21 protein-coding genes are annotated in these 25,286 nt (G+C 49.3%); 6 read left to right on the top strand and 15 right to left on the bottom strand.

The annotated features are described in order from the left end of the window. Positions 1 to 4 precede the first annotated feature (4 nt). From O3661_RS05005 to hisS, 6 genes are all read right to left on the bottom strand, one after another. Positions 5 to 379, bottom strand: a complete 375-nt coding sequence (locus O3661_RS05005) for a SirB2 family protein (RefSeq protein ID WP_003681989.1) — start codon at positions 377 to 379, stop codon at positions 5 to 7. Positions 380 to 434: 55 nt separating this feature from the next. Beyond that, positions 435 to 1,004, bottom strand: coding sequence for a class I SAM-dependent methyltransferase (locus tag O3661_RS05010; protein ID WP_371492507.1), 570 nt, complete (start codon positions 1,002 to 1,004; stop codon positions 435 to 437). 78 nt (positions 1,005 to 1,082) lie between these two features. Continuing rightward, positions 1,083 to 1,379 (bottom strand): RNA chaperone Hfq, encoded by a 297-nt coding sequence (hfq, locus tag O3661_RS05015; RefSeq protein WP_036493792.1) that lies wholly within the window; start codon positions 1,377 to 1,379, stop codon positions 1,083 to 1,085. Positions 1,380 to 1,677: 298 nt separating this feature from the next. Then, positions 1,678 to 3,135, bottom strand: a complete 1,458-nt coding sequence (gene der / locus O3661_RS05020; protein WP_004519434.1) for a ribosome biogenesis GTPase Der — start codon at positions 3,133 to 3,135, stop codon at positions 1,678 to 1,680. A gap of 140 nt (positions 3,136 to 3,275) precedes the next feature. After that, on the bottom strand, positions 3,276 to 3,905 hold the full coding sequence (locus O3661_RS05025; protein WP_004519433.1) for a tetratricopeptide repeat protein: 630 nt from the start codon (positions 3,903 to 3,905) through the stop codon (positions 3,276 to 3,278). Further along, the gene (gene hisS, locus O3661_RS05030; RefSeq protein ID WP_004519432.1) at positions 3,906 to 5,201 is read right to left on the bottom strand and encodes a histidine--tRNA ligase; all 1,296 of its coding nucleotides are present in this window, start codon (positions 5,199 to 5,201) and stop codon (positions 3,906 to 3,908) included. A gap of 257 nt (positions 5,202 to 5,458) precedes the next feature. Here hisS and O3661_RS05035 point away from each other — a divergent pair, with 257 nt between their 5' ends. Continuing rightward, on the top strand, positions 5,459 to 5,965 hold the full coding sequence (locus O3661_RS05035) for a hypothetical protein (RefSeq protein ID WP_371492508.1): 507 nt from the start codon (positions 5,459 to 5,461) through the stop codon (positions 5,963 to 5,965). Between the two features lie 55 nt (positions 5,966 to 6,020). Here O3661_RS05035 and O3661_RS05040 read toward each other — a convergent pair whose 3' ends face one another. Beyond that, complete coding sequence (locus O3661_RS05040) at positions 6,021 to 6,323, bottom strand: hypothetical protein (protein WP_371492509.1); 303 nt, start codon at positions 6,321 to 6,323, stop codon at positions 6,021 to 6,023. Positions 6,324 to 6,532: 209 nt separating this feature from the next. Here O3661_RS05040 and O3661_RS05045 point away from each other — a divergent pair, with 209 nt between their 5' ends. Further along, on the top strand, positions 6,533 to 7,456 hold the full coding sequence (locus O3661_RS05045) for an RluA family pseudouridine synthase (protein ID WP_371492511.1): 924 nt from the start codon (positions 6,533 to 6,535) through the stop codon (positions 7,454 to 7,456). A 69-nt stretch (positions 7,457 to 7,525) separates the two neighbouring features. Here the strand turns inward: O3661_RS05045 and adhP are convergent, their stop codons facing one another. Further along, the gene (adhP, locus tag O3661_RS05050; RefSeq protein ID WP_003681279.1) at positions 7,526 to 8,569 is read right to left on the bottom strand and encodes an alcohol dehydrogenase AdhP; all 1,044 of its coding nucleotides are present in this window, start codon (positions 8,567 to 8,569) and stop codon (positions 7,526 to 7,528) included. Between the two features lie 344 nt (positions 8,570 to 8,913). Between adhP and O3661_RS05055 the strand changes: the two genes are divergently transcribed. Then, positions 8,914 to 10,392: an aldehyde dehydrogenase family protein gene (locus tag O3661_RS05055; RefSeq protein ID WP_371492512.1), complete on the top strand. Its 1,479-nt coding sequence runs from the start codon at positions 8,914 to 8,916 to the stop codon at positions 10,390 to 10,392. Positions 10,393 to 10,487: 95 nt separating this feature from the next. On the opposite strand, the gene O3661_RS05060 is transcribed toward O3661_RS05055, so the two are convergent. The 4 genes from O3661_RS05060 to yjgA all read right to left on the bottom strand — a co-directional run bounded on the left by O3661_RS05060 (position 10,488) and on the right by yjgA (position 14,560). After that, positions 10,488 to 11,423 (bottom strand): DMT family transporter, encoded by a 936-nt coding sequence (locus tag O3661_RS05060; RefSeq protein WP_070504412.1) that lies wholly within the window; start codon positions 11,421 to 11,423, stop codon positions 10,488 to 10,490. 18 nt (positions 11,424 to 11,441) lie between these two features. Further along, positions 11,442 to 13,142, bottom strand: coding sequence for a single-stranded-DNA-specific exonuclease RecJ (gene recJ, locus O3661_RS05065; protein WP_049344068.1), 1,701 nt, complete (start codon positions 13,140 to 13,142; stop codon positions 11,442 to 11,444). A 102-nt stretch (positions 13,143 to 13,244) separates the two neighbouring features. Beyond that, on the bottom strand, positions 13,245 to 13,955 hold the full coding sequence (locus O3661_RS05070; protein ID WP_049344067.1) for a hypothetical protein: 711 nt from the start codon (positions 13,953 to 13,955) through the stop codon (positions 13,245 to 13,247). A 71-nt stretch (positions 13,956 to 14,026) separates the two neighbouring features. Next, entirely contained in the window at positions 14,027 to 14,560 is a 534-nt protein-coding gene (yjgA, locus tag O3661_RS05075) for a ribosome biogenesis factor YjgA (protein ID WP_371492514.1), read from the bottom strand. Positions 14,561 to 14,684: 124 nt separating this feature from the next. Between yjgA and pmbA the strand changes: the two genes are divergently transcribed. The 3 genes from pmbA to O3661_RS05090 all read left to right on the top strand — a co-directional run bounded on the left by pmbA (position 14,685) and on the right by O3661_RS05090 (position 17,936). Next, on the top strand, positions 14,685 to 16,016 hold the full coding sequence (pmbA, locus tag O3661_RS05080; RefSeq protein WP_371492515.1) for a metalloprotease PmbA: 1,332 nt from the start codon (positions 14,685 to 14,687) through the stop codon (positions 16,014 to 16,016). Between the two features lie 87 nt (positions 16,017 to 16,103). Beyond that, positions 16,104 to 17,273: a glycosyltransferase gene (locus O3661_RS05085; RefSeq protein ID WP_371492516.1), complete on the top strand. Its 1,170-nt coding sequence runs from the start codon at positions 16,104 to 16,106 to the stop codon at positions 17,271 to 17,273. 153 nt (positions 17,274 to 17,426) lie between these two features. Further along, on the top strand, positions 17,427 to 17,936 hold the full coding sequence (locus O3661_RS05090; RefSeq protein WP_371492517.1) for a cold-shock protein: 510 nt from the start codon (positions 17,427 to 17,429) through the stop codon (positions 17,934 to 17,936). 93 nt (positions 17,937 to 18,029) lie between these two features. Here O3661_RS05090 and smc read toward each other — a convergent pair whose 3' ends face one another. The 3 genes from smc to O3661_RS05105 form a co-directional block, all read right to left on the bottom strand. Further along, positions 18,030 to 21,515: a chromosome segregation protein SMC gene (gene smc, locus O3661_RS05095; protein ID WP_371492519.1), complete on the bottom strand. Its 3,486-nt coding sequence runs from the start codon at positions 21,513 to 21,515 to the stop codon at positions 18,030 to 18,032. A 377-nt stretch (positions 21,516 to 21,892) separates the two neighbouring features. Beyond that, positions 21,893 to 24,646, bottom strand: coding sequence for an autotransporter domain-containing protein (locus tag O3661_RS05100; RefSeq protein ID WP_371492521.1), 2,754 nt, complete (start codon positions 24,644 to 24,646; stop codon positions 21,893 to 21,895). Positions 24,647 to 25,102: 456 nt separating this feature from the next. Beyond that, a partial coding sequence (locus tag O3661_RS05105) for a hypothetical protein (protein ID WP_371492530.1) occupies positions 25,103 to 25,286 on the bottom strand: 184 nt, incomplete at its 5' end.

Below are 25,286 nucleotides of genomic sequence, written 5' to 3' on the forward strand. Positions count from 1 at the left end.
TCTTTTAAAACGGCAGCGTTTTGGTTTTGGCAAGGAAAACAATCGTGGCAACACACGACATGGCCAAAACGTAGACGATATAGAACTTCGGCGAACGCGGACGCGAACGCATCATAATCATGCCCAACACAATATAAACCAGCAACAGCAGGATTTTCATGCCGAGCCACGGCGCATTGAACGGCGAAAAATGGGTAATCTTCATCAGCCACAAGCCGGTAAACAGCAACATGGTGTCGTTCAAATGCGGCATGGCTTTCCAAATGCCAGCCAACGGCTTCTCAGGATGACGCCAGAGCAGGAAAAAACGGATGTTGAACAACAGAATGGTAATGGCAACGAAAATCTGATGGCTGTATTTTACAAACAGATATTGCATGGCAGTTTCTTATGTTGAGGGTTGAAAAACAAAGCAGCTATTTTACCGCAAACATCTATTTCTGACGCAACTTTTCAATCGCCAGCAGATAGGGAGGCGCATTGCGGCGGTTGACAAAGCCATAGCGTAACACGGCAAATGCTTCCTGCGGCAAAGTTTCCGCCCATTGCACAATCGCTTCAGCCTCTATACGGCCGGCTTCATGCCCCGGATACAATACCGCCACGGCAAGCCCGCCCTCTTTCAGCAAACCCAAAGTATCCGTCAGCGCACTGATGCTGCTTGCTGCTTCAGTTGTACAGCTTTTATCGCCTCCCGGCAGCCAACCGAAATTAAATACTGCGGCATCTAAAGGCTCGTCGATATAAGACAAAAGGTTTTCATGGCCGTCATGTATCAGGGCTACCCGACCATCTACGCCGTTTTCTTTCAGACGGCCTTGAGTCTGCGCCAGTGCTTTAGATTGCACATCAAACGCCCACACCCTACCCGTTTCGCCAACCAATTGCGCCAACAGCAAAGTATCATGCCCGTTTCCGGCCGTTGCATCCAAAGCGTGGTCGCCTGCTTTTAAGGCTTGTCGTAACAGGGAGTGGGCAAAGGGCAGAATGTTTTCAAGCAGCATGATAAAGGTCGTCTGAAAATAAAAATACCCTACCGCAAAAGCGGTAAGGTATTGAAAAACAGGAATGCGTTACATCATTTATTCGGCAGGTTGTTGCACAGTCTCAACTTGAACCGGAGCAGCTGCGGCAGCGGCTTGAGGTTGTTTGTTTTCGTGTTGCAGGCTGACTGCGCGTGCAGGAACGATTGTTGAGATAGCGTGTTTGTAAACCATTTGAGTGACGGAAGTATTACGCAGCAGAACAACGTACTGGTCGAACGATTCCACTTGACCTTGCAGCTTAATGCCGTTTACCAAGTAGATCGAAACCGGAACGTGCTCTTTACGCAACGCATTCAAAAAAGGATCTTGTAACATTTGTCCTTTAGCTGTCATATTCTTGAGCTCCATTATTATGATTGTAAAGACGCCAAAATCAGCGTTTGATGGGATTGTAGCCCCGAATAGGATAAATTACCAACTATTTTTTTCTATCACACCGTTTAGAAATCCAGCAATAAGGGAACCTCCCGTCAAACCGACTGTTTCATTTCCATATTCACAACAATTCCAAATTCAAATTTGATGTTTTTTTAAATTCGGCAAACCCTATCGAAAATATGCCATGAAGCTCTAATGAGCTGTTTTTTTATTATAAAAAGGCCGTCTGAAATTGTTCAGACGGCCTTTGTGTTTATTTGCTGAATTGTTTTTTCACGCTGACTTTGGTTTTCTTCTTGAAGCGGTTTTTCTCTTCCTTGCGGCCTTCGCGTTTCTCAATACGGTTGCTCAAGCTGACACGGCGCAGCGGTTTTTTCTTCGGTTTATCTTCCGCATTTTCATACGGGTTTTCCGAAACATTGTATTGAATTCTGAGCGGCGTACCTTGCAGATTGAAGGCTTTACGGAACGTTTGGGTCAGATAACGTGTGTAGCTGTCAGAAATGGCGTGCAGCGAATTGCCGTGAACCACAATCACCGGCGGGTTCATGCCGCCTTGGTGGGCATAACGCATTTTCGGACGCACCAAACCAGCGCGCGGCGGCTGTTGACGCTCGATAGCGCTTTGCAATACGCGCGTGATTTTTGGCGTCGGCATCTTAATCATCGCCGCATTGTAGGCAGCCTGAATGCTTTCAAACAAACCGTCTATACCGCGTTCTTTCAATGCAGAAATAAAGTGGAACTTAGCAAAATCAAGGAAATACAGTTTGCGGTTGATATCGCGTTTCACTTGCTCACGGCGCTCTTCGCTGATGCCGTCCCATTTATTGACCGCTACGACCAAGGCACGGCCTGCTTCCAAAACGAAACCTGCAATCGTCGCATCTTGATCGGCGATATCTTGTTGCGCGTCCAATACCAAAACGGCAACGTTTGCCGCTTCAACCGCCTGCATAGCTTTGATAACGGAGAACTTTTCCACCGCTTCATCCACTTTGCCGCGACGGCGCACACCTGCGGTATCGATGATGGTAAACGGTTTGCCTTCGCGCTCAAAATCAATGTGGATGCTGTCGCGCGTCGTACCTGCCATATCGAAGGCAATCACGCGCTCTTCGCCGAGAATGGCGTTTACCAAGGTCGATTTGCCGACATTTGGACGGCCGATTACAGCAAAAACAGGATGTTTCGCTTCTTCCTCTTCCTTTTCAGGCTCAGGGAAGGTTTCCAAAATATCTTCAATCAGATAATACACACCATCGCCATGCGCACCTGAAATAACATAAGGGTCGCCCAAAGCAAGTTCGTAGAACTCAGCGGCAAGTACAGCCCTATTGCCGCCCTCGCCTTTATTCACAGCCAAATAAACAGGACGCGGACTTTGGCGCAAACGGTCGGCAATAATTTTATCTTGCGGCGTCAAACCGGTACGGCCGTCCACTAAAAACACCACTGCATCGGCCTCATCGACAGCCTGCAAGGTTTGTTTTGCCATTTCGTGCAAAATGCCGCTATCGACAACCGGCTCAAAACCGCCGGTATCGATGACCAAATAAGGTTTGCTGCCGACTTTGCCATGACCGTAATGGCGGTCACGTGTCAGGCCGGGCAAGTCATGCACAAGCGCGTCTTTGGTGCGCGTCAAACGGTTGAATAAGGTAGATTTGCCGACATTGGGGCGGCCGACAAGCGCGATGGTTGGTTTCATGTGGAGTCTTTCTGTGTCAAGTGCCGCCTAAAAACGGGAGCGGAACACAAGCAGGTGTTTTAAAAACACGGTTGATAAGGATAAGTGTAGGCCGTCTGAAAAGTCATTGCAACTTCAGACGGCCTTGATTTCAAACAAACTTATTTCAAGCTGTCGATTTTCATTTGCAGCAATTCGCGGCCTACTGCGGTTTGCGGCATTTTGCTCAAAGCAGCTTCGTAACTTTGTACGGCTTCTTTGGTTTTATTTTGGGCAACGTAAACATCGCCTTTGGTTTCCAGCATCAAAGGCTCGAAGTCAGCCTCAACCTGAGTATTCAGGGCATTGATGGCGGCATCGTATTTTTTCTGCTGCAACAGGACAACGCCCAAACGCTGCGCTGCCAAAGCTTGAACCAGCGGTGCATTTTGGTTTTTCAGCACCCAATTCAAATGACCTTCCGCTACATCATAACGGCCGGCATCGAACTCAGTCGCCGCCACCATCAACGTAGCTTGGGCTGTCGAAATAGAATCAGGATAGTTTTTTTGCAATTCGGCCAAATCGGCGTTGATGGCTTTAGGGTCGGTTTTTTGCTGCGCCTTTTCCACCATTTGCGCCAATACGGCGGCGGCTTCCTGATCTTTTGAAGCTTTTTGGCCTTGGTAAATGGTGTAACCCAAATACCCCAAAGCCGCCACGATCAGCAAGGCAAAGATCCAACGGCCAGTGCGTTTCCAAAAATATTTAAAGTTGTCTAACTCTTGTTGTTCTTCCAAATGGGCTGCCATTTATGCGTTCTTCCATTGTTGAAAAGTGTCTGTCAAATCAGCGGCGGCAACGGTTTGTTGTTCGTGTTTGCCCTGCATATCTTTCAGGGTAACCGTACCGTTTGCCAGCTCATCCTGAGCCACAATCAGGGCAAAGCGTGCGCCACTGTTGTCTGCTTTTTTCATTTGCGCCTTCAGGCTTTGATAGCCGGAATGCTGCATCACATTGAAACCTTGAGCACGTAGAGCTTGCGCGTATTTCATCACCTGCAAGTCCGCACCTTCGCCTTGGTGCATTGCATAGACATCAGGCGCAGCGTTCACTTCCAGAGAGCCATATTCGCTCACCAAAAGCAGCAGGCGCTCAATACCCATTGCAAAGCCGATAGACGGCGCAGGTTTGCCGCCAAGCTCTTCAATCAAACCATCGTAACGGCCGCCACCGCACACAGTCGCTTGCGCGCCGAGTTTGTCGGTCGTCCACTCAAAAACCGTCTGATTGTAATAATCCAAACCACGGACCAAGCGCGGATTTTCAATATATTGGATACCCAAACCGTCCAACATCGCCTTGAAGCGTGCATAGTGGTTTTGCGAAGCCTCGCCCAAGTAATCCACCAAACGCGGCGCCGCATTGCAGATTTCCTGCAAATCAGGGTTTTTCGTATCCAAAACGCGCAAAGGATTGGTTTTCAGACGGCGTTTGCTGTCTTCATCTAGTTGCGCTTCATAGCGGGTCAAATATTCAACCAATGCCGCACGGTGTGCCGCGCGTTCCTCACGGTTGCCCAAACTGTTGATTTCCAAAGTCAGGTATTCGCGAATACCCAATTTTTCCCACAAGTCGGCAGACATCGCGATGATTTCCGCATCAATATCCGGCCCTTCAAAACCCAAAGCCTCGATACCGACCTGATGGAACTGACGATAACGGCCTTTTTGCGGACGCTCGCGGCGGAACATCGGCCCCATATACCACAGCTTTTGCGGGCTGTTGTACAGAAGGTTGTGTTCGACCACCGCACGCAGACAAGAAGCCGTACCTTCAGGGCGCAAACTCAAACTCAAAGAATCGTTTGAATCAGAGAAGGTGTACATTTCCTTGCCGACCACATCGGTTTCCTCGCCAATGGAGCGGACAAACAAACCGGTTTGCTCGACAATCGGCGTACGGATTTGCTGATAGCCGTAAGCGCGTGTCCAGCGACCGACCGTATCTTCAAACGCCTGCCAAAACGCAGCCGTCAGTTTGAAATCTTTTTGTTCGACAGGTAAAAGGTCGTTCATACCTTTTACAGATTGAATTTTTTGTGCCATTTCAATATGGGATAAGCGAAAATCAAATAGTTGGGCATTATAGCTGATTTTTAAGGGTTTGTGAGGTTGGGAACAAATCAAAAGGCCGTCTGAAAATCGGTTTTCGCATTCAGACGGTCTGTAAAGCAGATTGCAGAATCATATTCAATGATTCCAATCCTTCCCCTGCTTTTCAACTTAAATTTCTTAAAAATATATTCAATATAGATTCAATGTCGTTATACTTGGATTCTTTTCATCTCGTCCCTATGCACATCATGAAAACACTACGCTCTCTTTTTGTTATTGGCTTGTTAACCACCGGCTTATTCTCCCAAGCGATGGCTGCAAATAACGCCACAAATAATCAAGCAAAAATAGATTTAGTCAAAAAGGTTTACCTGACCAAAGTGGATTTAGGCTCTGAACACAATCGTATTACCACGCCCGAACTACAAAAAATCATCCGACAATTCAATAAATTCGACACAAATATCCGTAAGCAACCCGATATGGAGATGGGATGTGACATGCCGATACATTACTACTTGGGCTTTGGTCAGGATCATCCTGATAACTTCCATAAAACCTTGCAAGTCAAAGTCACTTCTCCCCATACCGTCCGGGCAACATTTAAACAATTTGACGGCCATAGGGTCGGTGCAGATTTCACGTTGAAATGTACAGAAAACCGTTGTTTGATAGATGATTTTAAGATGATTGGCGATCAAACCGGCATCAAAACCGATTACAAACTTGTTTTGCGCAAACAAAAATGTGAGTGAGCCGACAAAACAAAAGGGCTGCCCAAACAAATGGAGCAGCCCTTTGATTTTGAAATCAAGGTCGTGAAGGATGCGGATTTAAGCGGACAGGCGGCAAATTAGGTTTTCCGTATTGGGAAACAGCTTGTCTGCCTGAAGCCACTTTCCCTGACTGCATGACGCCGCTATCGTTGCGTATTGGATGTGCGGCATACTCATCTTGATTTAATTGTGAAACTTCTTCATTGACTTCATGCTCTGCCACAAGTTCATACTCATTATCGTATGCCTTACTCTTGCCAAGCCGAACTTCCCCTCCCGCCATAGCGGATACGGAAAACGCGGATAACATGATGATTATGCCGATTTTTCTCTGCATAATATTCTCCTTTTCTCAAATATTGCTTCTTTATCATTTCTTTAATTTATGCCACAAAAGCAAGTTCAAACAAAACCAGTTTCTTTGGTCGGTTGAAGAATCTATTTAAGCACAAAACCGGCATCACTACATATCCGTTATTAGAAGTTTATTTTCCATATAAACAAGGCCGTCTGAAAAAATCCTAAAAAACGAGTACAATCCGCCGCATGAAAAAACGTACTAGTCCCCTACCCCTTTTAGACGGTGTCAAACCCAGCTACTTAGTTTTGCCACATAAAAAGCAATTTTACGGCTTGCCTCTGCTGCATTTTTTATGCGCTCATTTTCCCTTTGTCGGCGAAGAAAACTGGCGACGGCGGCTGAATAGCGGTTTTGTGGTGGGCGCGAATGGCGTACCGTTTGATGAGAATACTTTATTCGAGCCCGGTAAGACGATGTTTTATTACCGTGAAACCAGCCGTGAGAGCGAGCCGCGTATTCCGTTTGAAGAAAAGATTTTGCATATTGACGAGCATTTGATTGTAGTGGACAAACCGCATTTTCTGCCTGTCATCCCCAGCGGCAGATTTTTGCGGGAAACCCTGCTCACGCGCCTGCGTTTGCGTTCTGAATTGCAGCATTTGAATGTTGAAGACATTACGCCGATTCATCGCTTAGATAAAGATACGGCAGGCGTTATGCTGCTTTCGCTCAACCCTGCCACGCGTCGCGATTATCAGACCATGTTCCAAGAAAAAACCGTCCGAAAAACCTATGAAGCGGTTGCGCCGACGCGGACGGATTTGGACTATCCACTGGATATTTCGTCACGAATGGAACGCGGCGAAAAATTCTTTCTCACGCGGGAAACAGAAGGCAAACCCAACGCCCACACGACCATCGAGCTTATCGAAAACCGCGGCGCATTCAGCCTCTACCGCCTCACGCCGCATACCGGAAAGAAACACCAGCTCCGCGTGCATATGATGAGTTTGAACATGCCGTTGATGAACGATGCACTTTACCCTACCCCATTGGTAGCCGGTGATGAAGACTACGACAAACCTTTAAAACTTCTGGCCAAAAGAATTGAGTTTACCGATCCTGTCAGCGGAAAAATCCGCGTATTTGAAAGCGGCTTTACGCTTTAAGTTATCCAATCCAATAAAAAAGGCCGTCTGAAATTTTTCAGACGGCCTTTTTGTCACGGAATCATTTGATTAGTGATGAATGCAGCTGCACTCTTTATTCATATCAATCACCATACGGCCGGTAATTTTACCTTCGCGCATTTCTTGGAAGATGGCAGGCGCTTCATCCAAAGCACGCAACTCGACTTTAGGCACAACCAAACCTTCTGCGCCGAATTGGAATGCTTCCTCCAAATCTTTGCGGGTACCGACCAAAGAGCCGACCACTTCGATGCCGTCCAATACCAAGCGAGGGATAGACAAATCCATAGACTCAGGTGGCAAGCCAACTGCAACGACACGACCGCCTGCGCGGACGCAGTTAACACCTGAATTGAAGGCAGCAGCGGATACGGCTGTTACAACGGCTGCGTGTGCGCCACCGGTTTTCTCTTGGATGACTTGAGCCGCATCTTCTTTGGCAGCATTGATTACCAAATCCGCACCAGTTTCTTTGGCAAAAGCCAGTTTGTCGTCATTAACATCAATGGCAACAACGTGCGCGCCAAACACTTTTTTCGCGTATTGAACCGCCAAGTTGCCCAAACCGCCTGCGCCGTAAATCGCAATCCATTGGCCCGGACGGACGCCGGAAACTTTAATGGCTTTATAAGTAGTTACGCCGGCACAAGTGATACTGGAAGCTTGCGCAGGATCCAAGCCTTCAGGAACTTTGACCGCATAATCGGCACTCACGATACAGTGGGTCGCCATGCCGCCGTCGGCAGTATAGCCTGCGTTCAATACAGAGCGGCACAAGGTTTCACGGCCGGTATTACAGTATTCGCAAGAACCGCAGCTTTGGAACAGCCATGCGATGCTGACACGGTCGCCGACTTTCAGATTTTTCACACCGTCGGCAACTTCTTTAACCAAACCGATGCCTTCGTGTCCTAACACGCGACCCGGTTTGTCGCCGTAATCGCCTGCCGCAACGTGCAAGTCGGTGTGGCACACGCCGCAATACTCGACTTCCACCAACGCCTCGCCGTATTCCAGCGGACGCAGTTCGCGTTCAACAACTTCTACATCACCTGCTACATCTTTGTTTACTACCACAGCATGCATTTTCATGAGAGAGTCTCCTAGGGTGTTGAAAAACTGTTTAGCTATAAATGAGAATACTCCCCATACCCTAAACCGTCAACCCATAATCTTTTTTAAAACAATGGTTTATAATGTTATACCATAACAAAATCTATTTATCCCCTATAAATCTTTAAATATATTAACAAATATACTTTTATTTCAATTAAATCCTTTATTTTTCAGACGGCCTACTTACTACATGAAACAACATTGCAAATGTAAATTTTGAGAATATCCTCATTTTTAATACTTGAACTTAAAAAGAAAAAAGCATAAGCTGTTTTCATGGTGTTGAAACACCTATTCCCATTCATTAAGGAGACAGCATTATGGCAAAAGATTTAAATGTGTTTGATAAAGAATACGGCCTTTTGATCAACGGCGAATGGACAAAAGGTAGCGAAGGCAAACTTTTATCCTCCTACAACCCTGCCAATGGCGATGAGTTGGCCAAGTTCACAGATGCAACCGATGCCGATGTCGATGCTGCTGTAGCCGCTGCGCAAGAAGCGTTTAAAACATGGCGTAAAACCACGACTGCCGAACGTGCGGCCATTTTAAACAAAATCGCCGACGTGATTGACGAAAACGCCGAATTGTTTGCTCTGCAGGAAACCTTGGACAACGGCAAACCCATCCGCGAAACCCGCGCTGCCGACGTACCTTTGGCTTCCGACCATTTCCGCTATTTCGCCAGCGTGATCCGCGGCGAAGAAGGCACTGCGACCCAGCTTGATGCAGAAGACCTGTCCATCGTTCTGCGCGAACCGATCGGCGTTGTCGGCCAAATCATTCCTTGGAACTTCCCATTCTTGATGGCCGCATGGAAAATCGCTCCGGCATTGGCCGCAGGTTGTACCATCGTCATCCACCCTTCTTCCAGCACTTCATTGAGCCTGTTGTCCTTCGCTCAAAAAATCAACCACTTGCTGCCTAAAGGCGTGTTGAACGTGATTACCGGCCGCGGTTCTAAATCCGGCGAATACATGCTGCACCACAAAGGCTTCAACAAACTGGCCTTTACCGGCTCAACCGAAGTCGGCCGCCGCGTCGGCATCGCCGCCGCCGAATTACTGATTCCGTCCACTTTGGAATTGGGCGGCAAATCTGCCAATATCTTCTTCGACGATATGCCTTTCGACAAAGCCCTCGAAGGCGCGCAAAAAGGTATTTTGTTCAACCAAGGCCAAGTGTGCTGCGCCGGTTCGCGCATTTTTGTACAAGAAGGCATTTACGACAAATTCGTCAATGCTTTGGCTGAAGAATTCAAAAAAATCAAAGTCGGCCTGCCTTGGGAAGACGACACCCAAATGGGTTCGCAAGTCAATGCCGGACAACTCGAGACTATTTTGAAATACGTCAAAATCGGCGAACAAGAAGGCTGCCGCATCATTACCGGCGGTAAAAAAATCGAAGGCGAATTGGGTAAAGGCGAATTTGTCGAGCCTACTTTGATTGAAGCCAGCAACAAAGCTCGTGTTTCCCAAGAAGAAATCTTCGGCCCGGTTGCCACCGTAATTAAATTCAAAACCGAAGAAGAAGTCATCAAAATGGCCAACGACAGCGAATACGGCTTGGGTGGCGCAGTTTGGAGTACCGACATCAACCGCTGCCTGCGTGTTTCCAATGCATTGGAAACCGGCCGCGTTTGGGTGAACTGTTACAACCGCCTGCCTGCCGGCGCGCCGTTTGGCGGCTACAAAACTTCAGGTATCGGCCGAGAAACCCACAAAATGATGCTCGCCGCCTACACCCAAGTGAAAAACATCTACATCAGCACCCGTGAAGAACGCGAAGGCTTCTATTAATCCGCCGTTCCACATTAATCTGATTTAGAAAATATAAAGGCCGTCTGAAACCTGTTTCAGACGGCCTTGTTTTATTCTGTTTTGCAATAAATGCTTCATATCTTTCTCAAAAAAAGCCCCATTACTTTCTCTCCGGCCACCGCCAGCAAGGCTCCGGTCACAACTACCATGGCACCCACATAGCTGACGATATTCATATCTGAAGCGGCAAAATAATCGGGGGCGAGATGATGGCCGATGGTGGAAAATATCATGGTGAATACGGGAATCAGCGTGGTGACGATACTGACTTTTGAAGCGTCCCAATGGTTGAGCGCTTCGCCGAATGAACCGTAGCCGATCAGCGTGTTCAGGCAGCAATAGATAAAGCAACCCCATAAAAACGGATTGCCGATATGGGCGATTTGCGACGGTTCGGCAAACGGCAGGAAAACAAAGCTGCTGCAAAAATAGATCATGAGCAGGATTTGTTGCGAATTGAAATGTTTGGACAGAAGTTTTTGCGCCACGCCGTAGCACACCCAGATCATACTGCCCGAAGCCGCCATCATTACGCCGACCGCATAGCTGCCCAAGCTGAAAAGTTCGCCGAATTTGTCGTTGAAAAACATGACCAAACCCGTCAGCAAAAGCATCAAGCCGATTTTTTGCCAATGCGTAAAGGCTTCTTTAAACACGCCTACGCCGACCAAAATCATGGTAAAGGGAGAAAGCTGCCACAACACCTGCGTGGTTGTCGGAGAAATATAGTGCAAGCCCATGGCAACAAGCACAAAGTTGGCGGAAATACCGATAATGCCCAGCATCAATAAAAATAAGGTTTGCTTGGAAAATTCCGACGGCCTCGGCAGCTTGCCGGTCAGCCCCAACAGCACAAACAACACCAGCGAAGCCACTAAAAAACGTATCCACACCAGCGTGGGCGCATCGACGGCTTTTAATGCCTGTTGGGCGATGACCGGCAGCGAACCCCAAGTCATGGTGGCAAGCAACGCCAATGAAAAGCCGAGCCAAGGTTTTTGTTTCTTCATTTTTCAGACGGCCTTTGTTTACGCGGCTTCCCAGTAGTCGATATAAAGCTGCAATTCGAGATTGTTCCGCCATTCGTTGGCAACGGGGCGGTACACCGTGCGGATGTATTCTGGAATGTCTTCGCTGCAACGCCAGAACATGGCTTCAAATTCGTAGCCGTCTTTTTGCAGCCAGACTTTTTTGTGTTTGCCTTCCGCACCCAACGGCTGCTGGCGGACAACATGAAATTCGTCAGTAAAACTCGGTGGCGCGAAGCCCTGCCCCCAAACGTGTTTAGCAAGGTTTTGCGCCTGTTCCAGCGTAATGTCGCGTGCAGGCAGGCTGCCGTCGGTGATGAAGGTTTGCGACAAATCGTCTTCGCACACCATCTCGCGCACGGCTTCTTCAAAGGCCGTCTGAAACGCGGGGATATTGTGTTCGAGTATGCTCAAACCCGCCGCCATCGCGTGTCCGCCGAATTTCAAAATCAAATCGGGATAGCGTTTGGACACCAAGTCCAAAGCATCGCGCAAGTGCAGATTGGGAATGGAGCGTCCCGAACCGCGCACTTCGCCGTTGTCGGCAGGCGCAAACACGATAGTAGGACGATAAAAACGGTCTTTGAGGCGGCTGGCAACGATGCCGACCACGCCCTGATGGAAGTCGTCGCGATACGCCACCAAAGTCGTCTGACCTGAAGGCAGGGTTTCAGGAAAAGCATTCAGCGCGTCTTGCAGCATAGACTGCTCGATTTCGCGGCGCTCGATATTGAGGTTGTTTAACTGCGCCGCCAGTTCCTGCGCCTCGGCATTATCTCGCGCCAACAGACAGGCAATGCCGACCGACATATCGTCCAGCCGTCCGGCCGCGTTGATGCGCGGCCCCAACGCAAAGCCCATATCAAAAGGCTGAGCCTTGCGCCAATCGCGCCGTGCCACTTCAAACAAGGCACGGATACCGGGGCGCATTTTACCCAAACGCATCCGTTTCAGACCTTGCGATACGAGGATACGGTTGTTGTGGTCTAGAGTGACGACGTCAGCGACGGTACCGAGTGCAACCAAATCCAAGAGGTCGCCCAGATTCGGCTCTTTCAGGCCGTCTGAAAAATAATTGCGGCGGCGCAGTTCGGCACGCAAAGCCATTAATACATAAAAAATCACGCCCACGCCCGCCAAGCTTTTGCTTTGGAAACCGCAGCCTTTTTGGTTTGGATTGACGATGATGCAGTCGGGCACGGTCTCGGCAGGCAGATGGTGGTCGGTTACAATCACATCCAAACCCAATTCCTGCGCGCGCGCCACGCCTGCAATGCTGGCGATACCGTTATCCACCGTCACCAATAAATCCACACCTTGCTCTGCCGCGATTTCAGCCAGCTCGGGCGTTAAGCCGTAGCCGTGTTCAAAGCGGTTGGGCACGAGAAAATCCACTTTCGCCCCCATCGCCGCCAAACCGCTCATACCGACGGAACACGCCGTCGCACCGTCGGCATCGTAGTCGGCGACAATCAGGATTTTTTCCTGACGCTCAACCGCATCCGCCAAACGGCCGGCGGCGGCTTCGCAGTTTGTCAGCGTTTGATACGGCAAAAGAGCTGCAAGCTTGTCGTCCAACTCGGCCGGACTTTGTACATCACGCGCAGCACACAGCCGCGCAATCAAAGGATCGGTACCGGCAGTGAGCAAGTCGTTAAAAACAGTCGGATTAATGGAACGTGTTTGGATTTTGACGGACATGGTGTGTGGGATTAAATAGAGAGAAATTAATATTTTTGAAGCGTTTATTTTAAGGGCCAGGCCGTCTGAAACCTGCAATCCGTTTTCAGACGGCCTTGGATATTATTTGCGTGAATCATCGACAATTTCACCGATCACGGCATAGGAGCCTGCTATCACTACGCCGACTGCATCCAAAGCCAGCGCCAATGGCGTTTTCAGGATATTCCCCGTCAACTTCCAAACATCGGTGCTTGTTTTGGTTTCCGTATAATAAATTCTGACTGGAACGGCAGTGTCAAAATGGCGGTCTTCGGCAACATTTTTCGGCGTTGCGTAATAATGACCTTCGGCAGAAATACACCGTGTGTAGACAGTTTTACCATCGAGCTCAACCGGCTTGAACGCCAGTTGTTTCAACTTGACAATCTCGGCAACTTTTTGAGTATCGTAACGCAGGCAGAAATTCGAGCGGAAAGTTTGCGCTTCAGGGGATTTCAATTCAACCGGCAAAGCCTCATACACCTGTTTTGGGTTTTGCCGAACCATTTGAAACCGTTTGCTCAGCTTAGCATCCAAGATCGCCTTCAACTTGGCCGAATCTTTAGAATTAACGACAAACCAATATTTTCCGCCCATCATGACCAAGCTGCCTTTTTCCAACTGCGTATTGTCTTTGGCAACCACGCCAAATGCTTGAATATTGTCTTTGGCAACGGTTTTTTCGGTTGTGGTTTTATGGAACGGGCTATTTCTTTCCCAAAGATCGTTAGTACAACCATTGAGGGTTAGTGCACTAATTAACAAGGCAGGTACAAAGCGGCGAAATTTCATGGTCATCCTCCTTCGGCATTACGATACAGGCCGTCTGAAAACCGCAATCCGTTTTCAGACGGCCTTGAGGTTTATTCCTCCCAATCCTGCCCTTCTTCTGAAGCATCGAATTGACCGGCCTCCATCACTGCTTTAATTTCTTGGAACAGCGCGCGGAAGTTTTTCGGCGGTTTGTTTTGTTCCTGCTCTTTTTTAGTGTTGCGGATCAAGGTGCGCAATTTGCCGGCGTCGGCTTGCGGAAAATCGGCCATAAATTGGGTAATCGCGCCATCGTCTGCCAACAGTCGGGTACGCGCCTGCTCGACGCGTTGCAAAAAGGCATTGTGTGCCGTATTGTCGCCGCGCAGTTTGGCCAAATAGGCTTCGATGGGCGCAGGGTCGGTATCGCGCATCAGCCGGCCGATAAATTGAGCTTGGCGTTTGAGTGCGCTGTTGGACGTGATTTTTTTATAGGTGGCGATGGCCTCGAACAGCTCTTCGTCCAAGCCGATTTTTTTCAACGTATCGCTGGAGAGCTTGGTCAATTCCATACCCAAAGCCTGCAAATCGTTCATCTGCTTTTTCATTTGGGTTTTGCTGACCCATTCGTCTTCTTGTTCAAACATTGTGTTTCCCTGATTTTCTGAATCTGCCTATTTTATCAGTTTTCAGACGGCCTTTCCGTGCGTTTTTTGCAGAGGCCGTCTGAAACGGTTAAAATGCCGCAAAACCCTGTCAGGAAACCTTTTTATGCTGTTTAACCACACACCGGACGAGCTGTTGCGCTTGTGCGGACACACGCTGGATTTGGCCAAACAATCCGGCGCCACCGCGGCCGAAGCCGATTTCAGCGAGTCGCTCGGTCAAAGCGTCAGCGTGCGCTTGGGCGAAATCGAACAAATCGAGTTCCAACAAGACAAATCTTTAGACATTACAGTCTATGTCGGCCAACGCAAAGGCCGCGCCAGCACTGCCGACTTCTCCGAACGAGCACTGCAAGATACGGTCAAAGCCGCCATCGATATTGCGCGCTATACCGCCGAAGACGATTGCGCCGGTCTTGCCGACGCTGCCTTGATGGCAACCCATATCGGCGACCTCGACCGCTACCATGAATGGGATTTGAGTACCGAATCCGCCATCGATTTGGCCAAGCAATGCGAACAGGCCGCGCTGTCAACGGACAAACGCATTGAAAATTCCGAAGGAGCATCGGTTCATACCGGCCATTACCAATATGTTTACGGCAACACCCACGGCTTTGCGGCACACCAGCAAAGCACGCACCACAGCATTTCTTGCAGCGTGGTCGCCAGCGATGAACACGGCATGCAGCGCGACTATTGGTATGATTCTTCCTGCCGTCACGAAGACATGGACGCGCCCGAACTCATCGGCCAAACTGCAGCCGAACGGACTTTACGCCGTCTGAACAGCCGCAGCGTTCCGACCGGCAGCTATCCCGTACTGTTCGACACCACCGTCGCAGTCGGCTTAATCGGCCACCTTATCGGCGCACTCAGCGGCGGCGCGCTCTACCGCCAAAGCAGCTTCCTGATTGACAGCATCGGCAAACAGGTGCTTCCCGAATTTCTCAGCCTTCGCGAAGAACCACATATCCTGCGCTCGTTCCGCAGCACTTATTTCGATGCCGAAGGCGTGGCCACGCATCCGCGTTTTGTGGTGAAAGACGGCGTCGTCGAAGGCTATTTCCTCAGCAGTTACAGCGCGAAAAAACTCGGTATGCAGACAACGGGCAACGCCGGCGGCGCGCACAATCTGTATCTGAACCACACCCACGCCACGCAGGCCGACCTGTTGAAAGAAATGGGAACAGGTTTGCTGGTTACCGAATTGATGGGACAAGGCGTCAATGGCATTACCGGCGACTACTCGCGCGGCGCGGCCGGCTTTTGGGTAGAAAACGGCATCATTGCCTATCCGGTTCAGGAAATCACCATTGCCGGACGTTTGCAGGATATGTACCGCGACATCACCGGCGTGGCAGACGACGCATTACGCCGTTCGTCCAACCAAATCGGCTCCATCTTGGTTTCAAAAATGACGGTTGCTGGCAACTGATTGAACTAAATAGACAAAAGGCCGTCTGAAAGATATCTTTTCTTTTCAGACGGCCTCGCCGTTATCTACTTCCATAAAAAACACATCATGCATATTGTCGTTATCCCCTCTTGGTATCCTTCTTCCGAAACCGACGTGGACGGAATCTTTTTCCGCCTCCAAGCCCAAGCCCTGCAACGCGAAGGCATGAAAATTGGCATGGTCGTACCCATGTTCCGCTACTTGAGAAGCCAGCCGAAAACCATCTTCTCGCGCTTCTACGGCCTGCGCCGCCATCAGCAAGGCGGACTCAACACTTACGCCTACGACAGCATGTATTTCTTTCCGCGCTGTCCGGTTGTCGATATCGACCGTATCCGCTGGGTCAACGCAGGCATGAAAGCTTTTGAAGCCTATATCGCCGACAACGGCAAACCCGACGTAATTCACGCCCATTGCGTCAACTACGCCGCCATTTTGGCCTGCGCCATCTTCAAAAAATACGGCATTCCCTATGTGATTACCGAACACAGCAGCGCCATTTCACGCGGCCTTGTCCGCAAAAACCAATGGCCGTCCATGCACGAAGCCGTGCGCCACAGCGCGGCCCGGTTCGCCGTCAGCCGTGATTTCTGCCGCATTCTCGAAAAAACCTACGCCGGTACAGACTGGCAATACCTGCCCAATATGCTGGGCGGCAATTTTGAACAGGATTTCGAGTTCCCCGAAAAAAACAATCAAGACTTCACCTTCTGCAGCGTCTCCCACCTGCGCCACCTCAAAGGCCACGACCTGCTCCTACCTGCTTTTGCCGAAGCACTCAAAACCTATCCGCAGCTCAAACTCAAAATCGGCGGCGGCGGCGCAGAAGAAGGCCGTCTGAAACAACTGGCAAGCGACTTGGGCATCAACCACGCCGTTACCTTTACCGGCGCATTAACCACCGACCAAACCCTAGACCTCATGCGCCACAGCAACGCATTCGTCCTCGCCAGCCGTACCGAGACCTTCGGCGTCGTCTATATCGAAGCACTGTCGCAAGGTTTACCCGTTATCGCCACACGCTGCGGCGGCCCCGAATCCATCGTCACATCCAACAACGGCCTGCTGGTGCCAATCGAAAACATACCGGAACTAACCAAAGCATTGCTCACCCTCTACGAAAACCATGCAAACTACGATCCCGTCCGCTTACGCCAAGATTGCCTGCAACAATTCGGCAGCCGTGCCATTGCGCAACATCTGATCGATACCTTCCAAAAAGTGCTTAATAAGTAGGCATAAAGCATACAGGCCGTCTGAAATCCTTCAGACGGCCTGCCTGCTTCCAATAAGACAAATCTAGTGTAAAATTAAGACAATAACTAAACTTTTTGATTTAAAATCAGTCCAAGGAAAACTGTTACCTATAATAATATCCCCACATACATTATGCGTTATTACGGAACGATTACTCGCTGGAACAGCAAGCGCGGCTTCGGAGCCGCTACCATAGAAGACACAGGCCAAGAAATCTTTCTTGCCCTTGCCGCCTTCACCACCCTTACCCGCCTTCCGGCCGAAGGGCAACACATTTCCTTCAACATCACAGAGGGCCGACGTGGCCGCAAAGAAGCCGAAAACGTCTGCTTCGCCCTCGATTGCGCCGACTGCTTCGATGTCCTCGTCCCTCCCCCCGAAAAACCCCTCGCCGGTAAACAGGCCATCGTCGGCCTGATTGCCGTTATCTTCGTCTGCAGCATTTTCGCCGCCTTGTGGTACGGCATCCACTTTTCCGATAACACACCGGAAGAGCCAGCCGTCAAAAAACAAGAAACTATGGTTCACGAAGTAGCCGCCAAAATCGAAGCCGAACGCAAAGCATGGCGTGATGCCGTCAATGGTAACAACCAACGCTCGGGGCAGCCTCAACGAGCCAAAGATAATACTTCAAAACAATAACGCTGTATCCAATACAAAAAGGCCGTCTGAAAAAATGGGAAGATGAAATTATAGATTTCTTCCTCATTCCTTCAGACGGCCTTTGTTCTTACCTCAATTCGGCTCAGCCATTTCCAACGCTTGTTTGATGTCCACAGCAACGACGCGTGATACGCCTTTTTCCTGCATGGTTACGCCGACGAGCTGTTCCGCCATTTCCATGGTCAGGCGGTTGTGGGAGATGTAGAGGAACTGGGTTTGCGCCGACATTTCTTTGACCAGGTTGCAGAAACGCGAGGTGTTGGCGTCGTCCAGCGGGGCGTCGACTTCGTCCAGAAGGCAGAAGGGGGCGGGGTTGAGGCTGAACAGGGCGAACACGAGGCTCATGGCGGTGAGGGCTTTTTCGCCGCCGGAGAGGAGGTGGATGGTGCTGTTTTTCTTGCCGGGCGGGCGCGCCATGATGGACACGCCGGCGGTCAGGAGGTCGTCGCCTATCATTTTGAGGGTGGCTTCGCCGCCGCCGAACAGGGTCGGGAAGAAGGTTTGGACTTTGCCGTTGACGGCGTCGAAGGTTTCTTTGAAGCGCGCTTTGGTTTTGTCGTCGATTTGGGCGATGGCTTCTTCCAAAAGGGAGATGGCGGCCTGAACGTCTTCGCTTTGGCTGCGGTAGTAGCCGTCGCGTTCGCGCGCTTCTTCGAGTTCTTGCAAGGCGGCGAGGTTGACGGCGCCGAGGGCTTCGATTTGCTGGGTAAGGCTGCTGATGCTGCTGTTCAATACTTTCGGCGATTCTTTCGCCAACGCTTCGAGCGCGTCCAAGTCGGCGGCGCGTTCGGTCAGGTTTTGATGGTAGCGTTTGGCGTTGATCAGGGCTTCCTGCTGCTGCAACAGGGCGGTTTGGGTGGCGGCCTGAAGCTGCGGCAGCTTGGTTTGCAGGGTTTGTACGCGGGCATATTGCTCCCTACCCTGCTCCTGAATCTGCGCGAGTTTTTCCTGCACGGCGATGTACTCTTCATCCAAATTTTGTACGGCTTCGGTCAGCTCGTCGAGTTTGATGTGCTGCTCGTCGTTTTGGAACTCGGTTTCATAGGCGAGAGCAAGCTCTTGTTGGCGTTCCTGCCAATCGAATGTTTGCTGTTCAAGTTGGGCAATTTGCTGTTGGTAGTTTTGTTTTTGCTGGTTGAGCTTGTGGACGGCGACTTCGGCAAGCCCGTATTGGCGGTTGGCTTCCAGCAGGGCAAGCTGCGCCTGTTTCAGACGGCCTTGCTGCTCTTGGCGGCTGTGCGCGGCGGTTTGCTGTTGGTGTTCGAGTTCGGCGGCGGCTTCCTGCAAAGTAGCGATGTCGTCTGAAAGCCCGTCGGACGTGTGTTGCAACACGGTCTGCTCTTCCGCCAACTGCGCCAGTTCGCGCTCGATGTGTTCGCGGCGGATTTGCCCTTGGTTGGTGCGCGCCAGAAGTTCGGCGGCGCGTTGCTGTGCTTGGCTGTACTGGCGCGTGTGCTGCTGTTGCTGCTGCATCAGGTTTTTGTGTTGCACTTCGGACGAACGCACGGCGGCCTCCGCCTGTTTGAACGCGGCTTCGGCGGCAGAAAGTTCGGGGGCGAGGTTTTCCAGTTCGGACGTAATGCCGTCAAGGCGCGCTTTTTGGGTAATCAGGCTTTCCTGCGCGGGTTTGGCATAGAGCAGGACGCTGACTTTATCGACCTGATGGCCTTCGGGCGTGAGCCAGATTTGGTGTGCGCCCAAATCGCTTTGATGCGCGAGGGCGTAGCTCAAATCGGGCGCGCACAATACGCCGTCGAGCCAGTAGTGCAATGCCGTCTGAAACGGCGGCTGCGCTTGGATTTGGTTCAGCAATGCCTGTACGGGCAGGGATTTTTTGATGCCGCCGGAGAGGTCGTCTGAAAGCCATGCCGCCTGCCCCTGCGGCAATGGCGCGGGCGGAACGAAGCCTTGCGGCACGGCGCGGGCGTGCAGGCGTTCGGCAAGGATGACGGACAAGGCGTGCTGCCACTCGGCGGGCGCGGTGATGTGTTGCCACAGTTGCGGCGCGGCGGCGTGGTCGGTTGCCTGCCAGAAGTCGGCGGCTTCCTGCTGTTGCGACAGGATTTGCGACAACGCCTGTTGCTGCGCCTGCAAGGTGATGTGTTGCTGCTTCAGGCTTTGGAAGCGGTTTGAGGCCGTCTGAAACGCCTCGCGGGCGGCGTGTAAGGCTTCTTCGGCGGCAATGATTTGTTCTTCGTAATGCTCTTGCTGGCTTTGCAACAAGGCGGCGGCTTCCTGCGCGGCGGCGGTTTCGGCCTCGTCGGGCAGGTTCAGGGCTTGGTTTTCCTGTTTCAGACGACCTTTGCGCTCTTCGTGTTTGGCAACGGTTTGTTCGGCATGGGCAAGCTGCTGCTGCTTCAACGCCAGTTCGCGGCGGATACGGTTTGCCTCGTCCTGCTGGGTTTGGAAGGCGGCGTTGAGCGTGGCTTGGGCTTCTTCCAATTCGGGCAGACGCTCTTCGTGTTCGGCAACCTGCATCGCCCACTCTGCCAATTCGGTTTGCTTTTCTTCTACCTGCAACTCGTTTTCTTCAAGCTGCACGCGGATTTGCTGCTGCTCTTGATGAATGCGTTGCAACTGCGCCTGCGCCGCCTGCTTGTCGCGTTCGATGCGTTGGTGCAGGTTTTGCTGATGGCGGATTTGTTCTTCCAAACGGGCAATCTGCTCGCGCAACACGCCGCGTTTGTTGCTCAATTCGTGTACCGCCTGCTGCTGCGACTGCTCGGCAGTCTGCAAGGCGTGTACTTCGTCATTTAACGCCTGAACCTGCGCGGCGGTTTCGTCCTGCTGCGCCTGCAAAGACTGATGCTGCGCGGTCGCTTTGTCGGCGGCGGCAAGCGATTGCTGCCATTGGGCGTAATCGAGCAAATCCTGTTGCTGGTTCAACTGAGCGGTCAAGGATTTGTAGCGTTCGGCGGTTTCCGCTTGTTTCTCCAGCTTTTCCACCTGACGCGCCAACTCGTTCTGCAAATCGCCCAAACGCTGCAAATGCTCGCGCGTGTCTTTCAGACGGCCTTCCGTCTCCTTGCGGCGTTCCTTATATTTGGACACGCCCGCCGCCTCCTCGATATAAGCGCGCAACTCCTCCGGCCGCGCTTCGATGATGCGCGAAATCATCCCCTGCTCGATAACGGCATAACCGCGCGCGCCCACGCCCGTACCCAGAAACAAATCGGTAATGTCGCGGCGGCGCACGGTCTGATTGTTGATGAAATAAGTCGATTCGCCCTGACGCGTCAACTGCCGCTTGATGCTCACTTCAGCATACTGCCCCCACGCCCCCTGCAAACTGTGGTCGCTGTTGTCAAACACCAGCTCCACCGAAGCCCTCGGCGCAGGACGGCGCGTTGCCGCACCGTTAAAAATCACGTCCTGCATACTCTCGCCGCGAAGCTGCTTCGCCGAAGCCTCGCCCAACACCCAGCGCACCGCGTCAATCACATTCGACTTGCCGCAGCCGTTCGGCCCGATGACCGCAACAAGCTGCCCCGGCACATGAATAGTGGTCGGGTCGGTAAAAGATTTAAAGCCGGAGAGTTTGATGTGGGTCAGGCGCATGAGATAAGGACGGGAAAAAAATAAAGTGGGATTTTATACTAAAACAGTAGAAGAAACCGACAATTCAATCATGGAAGTATTATGCCTGTAAAATGAAATTACGCTCTAGCTTACAAAGTGCATGCTTAGTACGCTTTGCATTTTGATTTTTGCATCTTGAGTTTATTTAATGCATAAATATTATATTCTTATTTTATTGATGAGAGATATAAAGATGGAAATTTAAAAATCAAAAATGAAAAAACCTGAGTCCAGTTTTCACTGGATTCAGGTTTTAATGTCATCTGGAAAGATATAGTTTGAAGATTATCTGCGTAGAACGTCGTTGACGAAACCGTTGCAGATTGTTTCAAATAAGTATCAATTCCATGAATTAATCAGAATTTAACGCCCAAATGAAGACCTGCACCTCGTTGGCGACCGCCGTAAACCTGCAAGGCCGTATTCAATTGTTTACCGCCCAATTGGTAATTTACTCCTGCTTCACCCAAAGTGGTCCCTCCTTTCATAGTCGGACTAGGTAAGGATAAGCCTTGATATTGAGCGCGTACATGACCATTCCATTCTCGTTCATGAGCTAAACCAAAATGCAATTTTGTTTTGGCTAACTGATGGTTATATTGCACACCAATACGGCCTCTTTGAGAACGAACTGAAGAAAAATGATACGTTTCGCCTGAATTCAACTTAGCTTTATCACTAGATGTATGGGAGTCAAAGTATTTAATATAAGTGTCTAATGAATTTAGACTGCCTAGCTGCCAAATCTTACCTGCACCGATATGGCCCGCTATGTAATTGGATTTGCTGTCATAGTTGACCTGGTTGCCATTAGCATGCACGAAATCGTTACTGCGGTAGTCTCCTGAAACACGGCCGATACGAAGGCTGCCTTGTATATACAAGCCATTGTTCCACAAGTAATTCCCAAATGTATTTGCACCTAAGTACCAAGCTTTACCCTTACCTCTGGTACCGTCGTCCAAATGTGATGTATAACGAGTATAACCGTATTCAGCAGCGATACCATATGTTAGATTACCCAAGCCTAAAGGTTTATTCCATGCATAACCTGCATCAAATGTCATACCTTTCAGTTTTACATGACTGCCTGTCGTTACTTCACGGTTATCAGCACGGACATTAGCAAAGCCATTAGAACCGGTATTTGCTTTGTTTTTATCTACATTGGTATTTTGATAGAATGATTCCAAACCGCCTTCCAAAAGGTAAGCTGAACCACCATTAATCAATGCTGGCGCAACCAAACGACCTTGCAACAAAGATTTAGTTTTTGGGTTGACGTTAGCAGATGGCATTGTGGTGTCAGTATTGTTGGAGGCATTGTTCTTATTCCCTGCACCAGTATTATTCACAGAGCCATTGTTGTTAGCTGGAACGTTTATGCTGTCCTTAATATTATTTTTTTGGAATACTAAATCTAGGTTTCTTGACTGCTCGTCCACTCTAATATCTGCCAAATCATGAGTCAGAGTAACGCCTTGATATACCTTTCCTTGCCCTTTCCATGCGATTTCCCTGGTGGGATCTACCTGTATCAAATGTACAATATCTCCTGCTTTCAAAGCAGTATCTCCCGGTACATAGCTGTTAACCGTAGCATTACCCAAATCTATAACTGAATCAAAATCCCCTTCAATACCTAACAGTTTCAATGCGATATCTTGATTACGGGTATTGTTGGGCAGATAAAAATTGTAGGTATTGAAATATCCAACTTTACCAGCAGATATGCTGTTCATTTCTATCGGTTCGTTGATGTTACCCAAATTCAACGTATTACCGACACTTTTATTATCGCTGACACCACCATAGAGCTTACCGGAAACTTCGCCTCTGCCCAAAAGCGTAACGATATTATTATTGGCTTCTTCTGTTGCCCCCCCTCCAGAGAGGTTGGCAATCTTGAAATCTCTATTAAGCAGAACTTTATTGCCATTTGCACGTGTGACTGCCACCCCTCCGACAAGCATATATCTCACTGTCGCATTACGACCGAGCATAACAGTATTGTTGTTTGCCTCGCTCTCCCAGCCAGCTTGACCGCCTATAACATCATCAGCAGTCAGGTTTGCACCTATCGTTACCAAATTTTCAGAAACATTGCTGCCATTCCAAGCGTAACCGCCACGTATCCTATTAATATTTGCATCTTTACCGATTCTGAGTTCATTTTTGTTTACAATAGCTTTTTCTGTGCCATTACCCGCAACAACATTAAATATTCTGCTACGGTCTCCAATAGTAACGCGGTTTTTGTTTTCTGTATTATCAGGGATGACACTGGATTCTTTGCCTGAACTACCACCTAATACTTGTCCGGCATAAAAATCATCTCCGATATTAACGACATTGGAGTTAGTGACAACAGGAACATAATCAGTTTGATGTCCTGCGCTGCCGCCTGTAACAATTCCACCACGGACCAATTCTTCATCGGGAAGTTTCGGACCTACCCTGACATTGTTACCGATTAAGACTTCGTTGAAGGAAGATAGCATCCCATCCGAACCACCAGAGACACTTTCTGTTACAACCGAATTATCTCCAATATGAACACTGTTGCTGGAGGAATCTATTTCAATATTTTTGCGGCTGGCCTCATCTGTCTTTACGCCACTAGCAGAACCACCTTCAACAAAACCATTTATTATTGCATTAGCTCCAATACGCACAGCATTGAAAATAGCACTTGATTCGCTCGATGAACCGCCCAAAACAAATCCATTATCTTTTTCCGTACCAATTTGGACATTATTTCCTATCACCACTTCATTATGATTAGTTTCTTTTTTAGTCGAGCTTCCACCACGAATAGCACCCGAAACATGTGCGCTGTGTGCAACATTGACACGATTATTATTAGCCGAGCCTTTGTGGGCACTGCCACCAGTAACGGAGCCATCTAATTTCTGACCTAATCCCACTGATACAGAGCAACCGTCGGCATTTTCATTGCTAAAAAAGCTTCTATCACATCCATAAATCGATGCTGCCTGGGTATATATCGGAAACATACCTGCCAACATACAAGTAAGAGTAGTTAATGCTGTACTCAATTGATGATTATTATTTTTTGTCATAATCGAGCTAGTTTTTTTAATACGCATGTTTTGTTCCTTTAGAAATTGATGGCAAATGTGAAAAATACGACTTAAATAAAAAATTACTGCGTTACCGTAAGCCTAAGGGGAAAGATCTCTGAAATATCCACAGCAAATTGATTACCACCTTAATAATAAATCTTTGTGCTATACCAAAGCGTATCGCTTTGCTATTTTTATTTCAAACTACTGGTTTATCATAATAAGTTTATAACAATTTATCAAGCAGTGTGATTTTTTAGATTATCGGTACATTTATTATCTTCAGTGGTTTTTAGAAGTATTCTTTAACTACAACAAATCCTGCTTTCTTTGAAAATTCTATGGAAATATACTGCTTACACTTCACTTAAAATTCAAAGAGTTATACAATTTTATGATATTCGTAGCGTTGCCTCATTTTGACTAATTTTCACAGCAATGATATTATTATCGATTAATTTTATTTATACTGCTTTATTCCTATACACTACGGCGCACGGTCTGATTGTTGCTGAAATAAGTCGATTCGCCCTGACGCGTCAACTGCCGCTTGATGCTCACTTCAGCATACTGCCCCCACGCCCCCTGCAAACTGTGGTCGCTGTTGTCAAACACCAGCTCCACCGAAGCCCTCGGCGCAGGACGGCGCGTTGCCGCACCGTTA

It is taken from the genome of Neisseria sp. 20925_1_37 (genome assembly GCF_041433255.1).
Lineage (GTDB): Bacteria > Pseudomonadota > Gammaproteobacteria > Burkholderiales > Neisseriaceae > Neisseria > Neisseria flavescens_D.